We start from the raw sequence: 11,743 nt of genomic DNA on the forward strand, positions 1-11,743 counted from the left end.
TTTCTTTATTTATTTTTATATGGAATTATGCTTACAGTATCACCTTTTCAAGGTGATGATTTATTTTATTCAACTGCATCTCAAAATTATAATATTTTTGAATGGATAAAAATAAGGTATTTTGAATGGTCAGGCCGCCTATTCCCTGATATATTGTCATATTATTTATTGGATGGGAGGGTTTGGATTTGGCGTTTGCTTAATCCATTATCCATCTTATTATTAGCCTATTCTATCCTTCGAATTATAAAAAGTGAAGTAAGTACTAAAGGAATAATTATCTCAATATTAACCCTTGGATATATACACCAGGGGATCTTAAGTTCTGGCTTTATTTGGATTACAGGTTCATTAAATTACCTATGGCCAATAGCCTTTGGACTATTCGCAATGATTCCTTATTCAGATAAAGTTTTCAGGAACAAAAATGTAACGGAACGTATTCCTTTTCTGTTATTTTTATTATTTGGTTTTTTAGCTTCAATTAGTAATGAACAAGTAGCTTTATGTATTACTTGTTTTACGATTATTTCCCACTTATATCTTTATTTTCAGCATAAAGATCAAGAACCTAAATTATTTATATCCACAGGACTTATAACCATTGGAACCTTAATCCTGTTATTTGCTCCAGGTAATGAAGTACGATTAGAAAGTGAGATTAACAGTTGGTATCCGGAATTTAGAGAATTATCTTTTTTTAATCATCTTTATGTGGGTACAGTGTGGTTTTTCGACAAGATGTTTAACGAAATGAGGATTCTTGTTTTTACGCTGGCTGTTATAACTATTGCAGGATATTTGATGAATCGTAACGATCGTAAATTATGGCTATTTAAATTATTCGCCTTACTCTTTGCGATAGTTTTAGCTGCAATATTATTAGGTAATGAAATGAATATATTTTTTAATTTTAGTAAAATAACCACAATTAATATTACTGCCAATTTGGCTTACATTTGGCAGGCTAAATATTCAATTATCATTGCCCTCATCCCATATATATTTTGGGCAGCTTTTAGCTTATTGCTTATTATTTTAGTATGTAAAAAAAGTGAAAATAGATTGTTTATTTTACTTTGTTTCCTTGCTTTAATAGCATCAATATCGGTAATGTTTTTCTCGCCGACCATTTATGCTTCCGGCAGGAGGGTATTAACAGTTGGTTCGGTTTTGTTTTCCTTAATCATTGTCCATTTTCTTATTAATCATAAAATGCTTGATAACAAGTTACATTTTTGGGGATATTCCATTTTACCAATTATAAATTTACTTTCTATGCTGTCTAAATGGTTATCTTGGGGATTCAGACCATTTTTATAGAAAAATCAGTTGGGCGTAGTGTTGCTAACACTACGCCCAACTGATTTCAATGTATTTTCATGACTTTTTAAGCCTATTGACAAAATCTTATCTGTTTCTTCTTTACTGATCTACCCGTTTTACCTTAAAAACGACAAATTTGCTTACAATATAGTTTATTATAACCACCACTATATTTGCTAAGATTTTAGATGTTAAGTCGTTAATATTCATTACCTCTATTAATACGATCATCATTCCAATATCCGTTATAAATGAGATTCCTCGAAATATGGTAAATGAGCAAAATTCACGTATTACGGAGTATGCTTTGGTAAAGTTACTATTAAAAACATATTTTTTATTTGTTAAAAAGGCAAAAATAACCGATATAATCCAGGCAATTGTTGTTGATAGGATAAAATCAATATTTAGAAATTTTTTTAGGAAAACATAGCAAAGAATATTAACACCAGTTGTAAGTATCCCAAACAAGAGGTACATAAGAATCTCTTTTTTATTTTTCATCTAGCATCACCTGAAATATCATTCTTTGCTAACCGTTTGTAGCTCTCTTCTATTAAAATTTGTTATTTTGACGTTGTTATATTCATCTATAAAGTATAAAGGGCGGTTTTTTGTTTCGTTAAATATTCTCCCTATGTATTCGCCCAAAATACCTAAGGAAATAAGTTGAATACCCCCTAAAAATAATATAACCGTCATTAAAGAAGGATAACCTGCAACAGGATCGCCAAACAGCATTGTCTTTGTAATAATCCAAATCATATAAATAAAGGCACAAAAAGAAATTAGACATCCAAATAGAGCAGAAATTCTAAGTGGAGTAGTGGTAAAAGAAGTGATTCCCTCTATTGCTAGATCAAACAGTTTATAATAATTCCATTTTGTTTCTCCTGCGGCCCGTGGATCCCTATCAAATAAAATCTCCTTTTTATTGAAACCAATCCAACTAAACATCCCTTTTGTGTACCTTTGGGTCTCTCTTAATTGCCTTAAAGCATCAACGCAACGACGATCAAGAAGCCGGAAATCCCCTGTATCTCTTTGAATTGGGACTCTTGCAACCTTTTCTAGCAACCGATAAAAAGCAGTTGATGTCACTCTCTTTATCCAGGTTTCCCCAGCCCTGGAACTTCTTTTTGCATACACATCATCATATCCATTTTCCCAGTGATGAATCATTTCTGGAATTAACTCAGGGGGATCCTGTAAATCTGCATCAATAATGATTACTGCTTCACCGTCAGCATAGTCAAGACCAGCAATCATCGCTGTTTCTTTTCCAAAATTACGCGACAGATTAACGTAAGAAACCCTTTTATCCATTTCTCTCAATAATTTGATTTTTAGTAAAGTTCCATCCTTACTTCCATCATTGACCAAAAGTATTTCAAATTCATATATGGGCAATGTATTAAAAACGTTTACCAATCTGGAATATAATTGCTGCAATACATCTTCTTCGTTATAAGCAGGTACAAGAACTGTAACCTTCTTCTTTCTAATCACTTTTTTTCCTCCAATTTATAATGTTAACTTTCTAAATATGCCCATTTAAGTTGGACTTGGCCTGGATATGGAACAGCCACATCTCTTACCTTCTGACTTTGGAAAGTTTCGATTGAAAAAAAGTAAATTGGGATAAATGGCATTTCTTCGATTAATGCTGCTTCAGCCTTCTTTAAAACTTCTGCACGTTCGTTACTATTCGACTCTATTTTAGATTGCTTTAAGAAAGATTGTAATTGTTCGTTCTCCGAGCCAGTTCCACTTTTAGAATTTCGATACGATTCAAGAACATTTACCGGATCCCAAAAAGAACCTAATGATTCTACAAGAGCAACATTATAATCCCGGTTCTGTACTTTTTCATAATAAATACTCGAATCCGTACTTTCGAGTGTAACTTTAACACCTAAATTTTTTGTCCACATCTCTTTAATTGATTGCGAAATTCTTTCATCCGTTTCATTTGTGCTTGTAGATAGTTTGATTACTGGTAGTTCAGACACATCTGTTAACCCTAGCTCTACTAAACCTTTTTGTAAATATTGTTTAGCCTTTGTTACATCATTATCTTTAAAATATCCTTTTTTATTTGCAGGGAAAAACGCTGGATGAACAGCTGCCATTGCTGGGCTCGTTTCCTTTTCCTCACTATTATCAACCAACGCTTGCCGGTTAATGGCAAAAGCCAATGCTTTTCGAATGTTTTTGTTAGTAAACGGTTCAACTTTTGTATTTAAATTAACTGAGTATGTACCAGCAATCGCTTGAGTATAGACCATTTCATCATCAATTTTCATTTCTTCAGCTGGAGAACTGATCAAATTAAGGTAATCACTTTCATACAGAGATAATTCTTCATTTGGGTCACTGACCATATACATTGAGATTTCCTCTAATTTCACCATATTTGAGTCCCAATAATTTTTGTTCTTTTCAAGAACAATTTTATTATTATGAGACCATTCCTTTAAATTAAAAGAACCGTTTGTTGTATATTGATTTCCAGCTTCATTTGCCCAGTCAGGATTTTTTTTAGCAAGTTTGCTATTAATGGGAAAGTAGGCATATGATGCTGTTAATTCTAAGAAATTCGAAGTCGGTTCTACCAATTTTACTTCAAGTGTTTTATCATCAATTGCTCTAACGCCTACTTTTTTTACACTTTCCTTTCCTTCGTTAAATGCTTTTGCTCCTTCAATATAATAAAGCTGGTATGCATTAGGCGATTTATTAGCAGGATCCAATAACCATTTCCAAGCATATTCAAAATCCTTTGCAACGACAGGATCACCATTTGACCATTTTGCATCTCGAATGGTAAATGTATACGTTTTTTGATCATCCGCTATTTTTACTACTGAAGCTGCCGCATTTACCGTCTGACCCCCTAGGTCTTTTCGAGTTAAGCCTTCAAATAGTTGAGTAACAACGGTTTGAGAAACAGAATCTTCTACGAGACCAGGGTGTAATGTCAGCGGTTCTAAACCAATATTTATTCGAAGATGCTGCGGGACATTTTTATTACTTGGAGCTACTACTGCATTTTCCTTCTTGCCAAAAAGTGCAACGTAGGCCATGCTTAGAACCATACTTAAAATAAGCAGCATGCTTATAATGAATATTATATTTTTTTTCATTCAAATACCTCCATTTTGCAAAGTAAATAAAATAAACTCAGTAATTCAATTAAAAATTGTATGTAAATGAATAACACCATCTATAATATAAGTAGAAAAGATGGTGTTAACTGTTTATTCTATATTTGTATTCTTATCATTTCTTTGTCTCGTGTTTTTTATAAAATGTTTCCACGTCTTTCCGAGAAAAACCATATAATCTTTTATTGAAGCATTGTGATAACGCTTTTTTATTATTTTCATAATTGAAGTGATCGCACGGTCAATGTAAATCATAAGCATACTCCAAAAATTCATCCTATTATATTTCGACAGGAAATACATTTCACTTTTCAACATTTCAGTATCAACAAACAAATTGTCTTTACCCGTTGTTAAACCATGGTGATGGACGATTTTTGAATCAGGCAGAAAATAGGCTTGATAGTCCGAATTAACCATTTTTTGACAAATAATATCTTCTTCAAAATATAAGAATGTATTTTCATCAAATAATCCTACTTCCTCTAGCATCTCACGTTTTGCCATAAAGCAACAACCTGAAAATTTATAAATAGGAATAGGCTCATTCCTTATAGCAGTACCGGTTAAATTGTATTCTTGGTCATATTGTCTCTTACTCTCTTTAGACAAAAATTTCTCAAGTCTAGTATGATGGAGAAGATAATCCCTGTTACTTACTTTTTTTAATGTTGGTAAATTATGCAGTACCCCTTCTGGTGATAATATATAAGGAGCAGCCACTGAAGCATTCTTATTACTTTCGAGAAATAAATACATTCGGTCAATACTATCTTCTAAAAAAATCACATCATTATTCGTAACAGTAATGATGTCATAACCATCCTTCATTGCCTGCCTAATACCGTTATTATTGCCTCTGGCATATCCTAAATTTTCAGACTTAATCACAACTACTTTTTCATGATGACGATATTCTTTTTCCATTTGCTCATATGAATCATTTGTTGAACCATTGTCTACTATATAAATGGTGTATTTTTGCTGGCATGTTTGAAATATTGACTCTACACAACGTATTGTCATTTCCCATGTATTATAATTTAAAATAACAAAGGCTATCATTTTATTTTTCATCTCCAAAAAACAACTTTCTCCTTATAACTCATGCTTAATTTTATCCCAATAAAAACGGTATACCTTGGTAAGAAGATGAGGCGAAATTAAACCTATAGACAATAGAATTTTCTTCTTTCGACTATAATCTTTTTTCAATACTAACGATTTTAACCTTTTCCGATCTGCTGCAATTAAGTATTTATATTGATTCTTTTCATTTCTAAAATACTTCTCAACATTTATGTATAACTCTAATCCCTTTAAAAACCATTCCGCATATACTTCATTTGCTTGATTTGGGTAATGTTCAAGATAGAAGCTGTACATGTCTTTTCTTACCTGATATTCATCTAAACGTTTTTTTGAAAAGGTTTTTCGCAAAGTGCTGTTATCATTATATCGGTAATAATATAATGCTTGCCCGGTGTAATAAATTTTATTTGATTGATGAATAATTTTATAAGCAAAATCCATATCTTCTAAAATATAGCCTTCTTTAAAGCGAATCCCATTGAACAATTCCCGCTTATATATTTTATTACATGGACTATAAGTAAGTCTCTCATTTAAATATATTTCATTCATTGCAGCATTTCTATCATATAAATGATCGGTGTTATCGTAACAGAATAAACGCTCTGTTCCGTCCTTTTGATATTCTACAATATTACATGCTGTTATATCGGCTTCTGTTTCACTTGCTTTTTCATACAATATTTTGTACATATCACTGTGTATCCAATCGTCACTATCAATAAATCCAATATAATCTCCCTTGGCTGCATTAATTCCTCTATTTCTTGCAGAAGACTGACCGCCATTTTTTTTGTGAATAACAAAGATTCTTTCATCCTCTTTGGAATATTCATCACAAATATCACCACTTCGGTCACTAGAACCATCATTAACTAAAATTAGTTCAAAGTCTTTAAAAGATTGGTTAAGAATACTTTTAATACATTCATGAATATATGGTTCAACATTGAAAACAGGTACTATAATGCTAATTTTAGGATTCATATTATTTCTCTCCATTAAACAACGTCTTAATGTAATATGGTGGATTTACTGCCTTATTTTAAAAATCCTTGAATTTGACGGTAAAAATTTTCTACCAGACACAATTAGTACTATACCTAAACTTTAAATTTACTTCAAGATAAAATGCGGGTTTACTGAATGATTCTACTTTTAAAAATTTTGCCGATATCTATAAAAAATATGTTTTTACGTTGTTTATCATGACGTTTAATGCTACTCTTAACAGATGAAAATATGAAATAAAAATATTAACATCTTAAAGGATTTGAATGCATTTTATGAGAAATCTTGTAACAAATTACTTATATACTGTCATATACCAATTATTATTATTATTAACCCCATTTGTTATGACTCCATATGTTTCAAGAGTACTTAAACCCCAAGGTATTGGTACTGATGCAGATGTTTTATCTATCGTTCAACTCTTTCTAGTTTTTGCTATATTGAGTATTCCGATGTATGGGAGCAGACAAATCGCAACAAAGCAATCTTTAGAAGATCGATCAAAAGAGTTCTGGTCCATATATTTCGTACAGCTTTTCATTTCAATCATTACACTAGTATTTTTTCTATTATTTATTTTAACAGTCAAAGAGAATAAACAGCTATTTTTCATTCATATTTTTACCCTGCTTGCTACCACCATTGATGTTTCGTGGTATTTTATTGGGAAAGAGCAAATCAAAAGCGTAACAACACGAAATATAATTGTAAGATTGGCAAGCATTGTATTAATCTTCACCCTTGTAAAGGATGCAGCTGATTTACCTTATTATATAATGATCAATGCGGTAACGCTTTTTGTGGGCCAATTAATCATGTGGATCCCATTGTTAAAAGAAATTTCTTTCCAACGAATTGCTTTTGGTGATATTAAAGTACATATAGGGCCCATAATTAGCTTGTTCTTACCCCAAATCATGATACAAGTCTATACTCTTGTAAACAGAATCGTATTAGGACGAGTATCTGGAGAAATAGAAGTAGGTTTTTATAGCCAAGCAGATAAGGTCGTTCGAATTGCATTAGGATTTATTACATCATTAGGTTCTGTGCTGCTACCAAGAATGGCAAGTGAATTTTCGCAAGGCAATATTGAATCCATGAAAAAATACATTAAATATGCCCTTCAATTTGTCTTATTGATTACATTACCTATGACATTGGGTTTAATGGGAATAGCTCCAAATTTCGTCACATGGTTCTTAGGAAATGAATTTAATGCAGTAATTCAATTGTTAATTATAATGAGTCCTGTCATATTTTTTGTTGGTTTGGCTAATATTTTTGGTATTCAAATTTTGGTTTCAACAAACCAGCAAAATAAATATGCTGTCGCCATTACGATCGGAGCCGTCCTAAGTTTAATTACAAATATCATATTCGTTTCTCATTTTGCAAGTACTGCTTCTGCCTTGGCTCTGTTAGTAGCAGAAGCTGCGGGAGCAATGATTCAAATGTATTTCGCTAGGAAATATTTTGAGTTCAAAAGTTTTACAGGAATGTTTTTAAAGTATCTAGTTTTAAGTACACTGGTTTTCTTTTCAGTAAGTGCAGTCGATAAATATATCGATATAAGCCCGCTGCTTGTGACTTTTATCCAATTATTCATTGGGGTTTGTATCTACTTGGCGGGATTAATACTGGTTAAAGATTCTCTTATTATGACAATAATTAATACCGTTAAGGGTAAAGTATTTTCTAAAGGACGATAACCATTTTATGTTTGTAATCCTCTTTCCAAAAAAAAACTGTCATTCGTAATTGAATGACAGTTTTTTTATTAATTGCAGCTCTTTATCTGTTGATAAAGTTATAAAATTCTTGAGCAAAAAATCCTATTTTGGCAGCCCAAGCTTCATCACTTGCATACTGATGCCAGCTATTATCATTTCTCATATTGTCTATAGTAGGCTGGTAGTACGGTATTTTATCATCCGTATCTCCTGGGCGAATAGGATAATTTTTACTGATCCATGAAGCACCAGCTATAATTCCTCCTTCAGGGGTACTATAATTGTATGCTCCCTCATCCGGTTTTGAATCAATGGCTCCGATACCGTAAAAATTATATTTCGTATTTGAAATAACTGAAGTTCCCCAGCCAGTTTCAAGTCCAGAGTGTGCAAGTAAATAAATTGCATTTAGTCCACTTTGTTCTTGAGCTATAAGGTACGCATATCCCATACCTGTCATCAAGGTTTTTTTGCCGCCCGTTTTGAAATTAATAAAAGCATTAATTTGGTCGGCAGTCACATTCGCTTTCGTATTAAGAGGAGTAAAGATATTAACCTCATTTGTAACAGTTCCTCCCTGACTAAAATTATACTTAATGATATTATATCCCGAGTTTCCACTAGTAGATAAAGCTCCCCAAATCCATCCTCTTTGACCGGATTCGGTTTGAACATAGTACCATTCTGTATAATCTGGCCCTGAAGTAGTGACATGATCTAATAAATACACCTTTGAAAAAGAAGGAATAAAGCCGATATTAGAACTTTTCACATCTGCCTGACTTCTTAAAGTTCTTCCCTCTTTTACCAGCCAAAAGTCATCCGTTAAATTGGATTCAAGATAATCTTTATGAACCCAGCCAACCCGGCCATCTTGAGTCCGAATTTTAGCAGCATAATTTTTCACTTCCAAAATATTAACAATTTCACCATAGCCCAGCTCGAAATACCTTGTATAGCTGGGATTATAAAATGTTAAATGAATTGTGTAATCTGCTAATTCTTCATAACTCCTATAAACAGGTAATTTAACAGATGAAACAAACATTCCACCCTCAGGTGCAATCTCTGTCATATCTACATTCAATTTAGCAGAAGAAGAAAGGTCATAATATTCAACAACAATCTCATGGTTACCTTGCTCTAACCAGAAATTAGAATAACTAGTATTAATACCGTCTTTCCAAGAATCAATGATTTTCTGACCATCAACGTATACGCGAACTCCGTCATCTGCAGAAACATTAATTTGATAAAGTCCTGAATTATAGAATGCCTTTTTTATAAACTTGGCTGAGAATCCGTCTGCAGGTAATCTATTGTGTGGACTTCCAAATCCCCAGTCGAAATTAAGTGTGTTGATTGGTTGTTCTGCCCCGATACCGCCAACGATATATGGATTACCTGATAAGGTTTTATTCGAATAGAACATTCCTACCCATTGATCGGAAGCAAATACTTCTTTTAATGGCAGAATTGTAAAATCAAGATAACTTTGACCCGTCTGTTCACTGTATTGGACTTCTATCCAGTGAATATCCTTTTCCGCTGAATTGGTTACATTACGATCCGTAATAGACACTTTTATCGATTCTTGACTGAAATCAACAGGTGTCCAGCCATCATAAGCAAGTTGACCATCAATATAAACTCTTATTTTGTCATCCGCTTTGGAACGAATAACATATTCTCCTGCGGGCAATCGTTTAGCTGTCCGATAAATAGCTGAAAAATTATCCACTGGGACTTGACCAGGAACAGGACTTCCTAATGCGTTATTCTCCGATAAGGAATTATATGCTCCAGACGGAGAAATTGTTTTTGCCGCGATTGGCTGGCCGCTAAACGTATTATAAGGATAATAATACGCAACCCAATTGCCAAGCGGCAATATATGGCTGTAAATATAAGCTTTATCAACTTTTTCATAATAGTTGGTTGTTATATCGTGATAGCCGGATTTCATATTTAAAAGTAGTGCCTGGTTTACTTGTCCTGGAGCATTATCTCCATTATCAATTTTTACCTCTCCATCTACTTTTGTGACAGCTCGGTCATCTGCCAATGTTTCCATAAAATAATCGCCAGATGGTAAAGTTCTTGATTGGTCAAAATACGCTTCAAATCCATCAACTGGAAAACCTGATGGACCACCATAAGCCCAATTATTTTCTACTTGTTCAGCAGCTTGATAGAATACCTTATTTGAACTGATCTTCTCGTAATCAAAAGACAGCCTCGCCTGTAAGATATCCTCTTGGTATTCCACAACAAGCGTGTGTTCTCCTCCGCTAACATAAACTACATTTCTATTTTTTGAATAGTTATTGCTGGACCAATAATCCATAATAACTTGATTATCAAGGAGAACTCGAACCTTGTCATCCGCATTCACAGTGAATAAATAACTTCCTGTCTCTAGTAATACCTTCTTTGAAAATCTAGCAGAAAAGTTATCTGCAGGTATTTCAGGAAACGGTGATGCCAGATTCCAATTAAAGTTAATAGATGATAGTTTGTTAGAAGCTGAGTTTCCGCCAATTATATAGGGATTACCCTCGAAGGTTCTATTTGGGTAGAATTCACCCACCCATGTATCATTCATTTCCTCTTTTAATGGGCTTAAGGATACATCGACATTACCGTTTAATACATTTTCATGGTATTCAACTTCAACCCAATGGATGTCTTGCTCCCCTGCTTTGGCATCTGTACGATCAGAGATTTTTAACTTAATCGTACTTTCTCCATTCTTATTCCAACGATCCGCTACTAGCTTTCCATCAACAAAAACACGCAAACCATCATCGGCATTCATCCTGAGTACGTAGTCTCCAGCTGCTATACGTTTTGCTGTAGTGTAACGTGCCGAAAAGTGATCTGCCCCGATACCTTCAGCCGGGCTGCCAGGGAATTTTTCTGATAGCTTATCTGTAGAGATTACCTTTGCAGCGGCCGGCATTCCCGATAACGAGTCATTTGGATAGTAATAGGCAAGCCAGGAACCAAATGGTACTACATCTGAGAATACACCTGCGGCGGCTACATTTTCTAAGTAACGGGTTTTAACAGTGTGCTGGCCTTCCGCTACTCCCAGCCATAAAGCTTTTTCCATTCCGCCGGTATAGTCCGTCCAACGATTGATTTTGGTTTCACCATCAACTTCTACTTTGACTCCATCATCTGCAAATGTCTGCAAGAAGTAGTCGCCCTTTGCATATGTTCCTGATTGATCAATATCAGCCACAAAGTAATCGCTCGGATAGCCGCTTGCTGGACTTCCATAGCCCCAATTGTAATGGGCTCCCTTACCAGTTTTTAAGGTAAGCACCGGAAACGGAGTAAGAGATACATCTACATAACCGTTTAAAACATCTTCACGGTATTCTACCTCAATCCAGTGAACGTCCT

Annotated in this window: 8 protein-coding genes; 2 read left to right on the forward strand and 6 right to left on the reverse strand. The window is 33.8% G+C overall.

What is annotated here, in order from left to right:
- A partial coding sequence (locus V7150_RS24175) for a DUF6056 family protein (RefSeq protein WP_335523328.1) occupies positions 1 to 1,323 on the forward strand: 1,323 nt, incomplete at its 5' end.
- Positions 1,324 to 1,425: 102 nt separating this feature from the next.
- Here V7150_RS24175 and V7150_RS24180 read toward each other — a convergent pair.
- The 5 genes from V7150_RS24180 to V7150_RS24200 form a co-directional block, all read right to left on the reverse strand.
- The gene (locus V7150_RS24180; protein WP_335523331.1) at positions 1,426 to 1,830 is read right to left on the reverse strand and encodes a GtrA family protein; all 405 of its coding nucleotides are present in this window, start codon (positions 1,828 to 1,830) and stop codon (positions 1,426 to 1,428) included.
- 18 nt (positions 1,831 to 1,848) lie between these two features.
- Entirely contained in the window at positions 1,849 to 2,835 is a 987-nt protein-coding gene (locus V7150_RS24185) for a glycosyltransferase family 2 protein (protein WP_335523333.1), read from the reverse strand.
- Between the two features lie 23 nt (positions 2,836 to 2,858).
- The gene (locus tag V7150_RS24190) at positions 2,859 to 4,472 is read right to left on the reverse strand and encodes a peptide ABC transporter substrate-binding protein (protein WP_335523334.1); all 1,614 of its coding nucleotides are present in this window, start codon (positions 4,470 to 4,472) and stop codon (positions 2,859 to 2,861) included.
- Positions 4,473 to 4,586: 114 nt separating this feature from the next.
- Positions 4,587 to 5,570, reverse strand: coding sequence for a glycosyltransferase family 2 protein (locus tag V7150_RS24195; protein ID WP_335523336.1), 984 nt, complete (start codon positions 5,568 to 5,570; stop codon positions 4,587 to 4,589).
- Between the two features lie 21 nt (positions 5,571 to 5,591).
- On the reverse strand, positions 5,592 to 6,572 hold the full coding sequence (locus V7150_RS24200; RefSeq protein ID WP_335523337.1) for a glycosyltransferase family 2 protein: 981 nt from the start codon (positions 6,570 to 6,572) through the stop codon (positions 5,592 to 5,594).
- A gap of 299 nt (positions 6,573 to 6,871) precedes the next feature.
- On the opposite strand from V7150_RS24200, the gene V7150_RS24205 reads away from it, so the two are divergent.
- Positions 6,872 to 8,311, forward strand: coding sequence for an oligosaccharide flippase family protein (locus V7150_RS24205; RefSeq protein WP_335523339.1), 1,440 nt, complete (start codon positions 6,872 to 6,874; stop codon positions 8,309 to 8,311).
- Between the two features lie 82 nt (positions 8,312 to 8,393).
- Here V7150_RS24205 and V7150_RS24210 read toward each other — a convergent pair.
- Positions 8,394 to 11,743 (reverse strand): PA14 domain-containing protein (locus V7150_RS24210; RefSeq protein ID WP_335523341.1); only part of this gene is annotated, 3,350 nt, incomplete at its 5' end.

The organism is Neobacillus drentensis, from assembly GCF_036965245.1.
Taxonomy (GTDB): domain Bacteria; phylum Bacillota; class Bacilli; order Bacillales; family Cytobacillaceae; genus Neobacillus; species Neobacillus drentensis_G.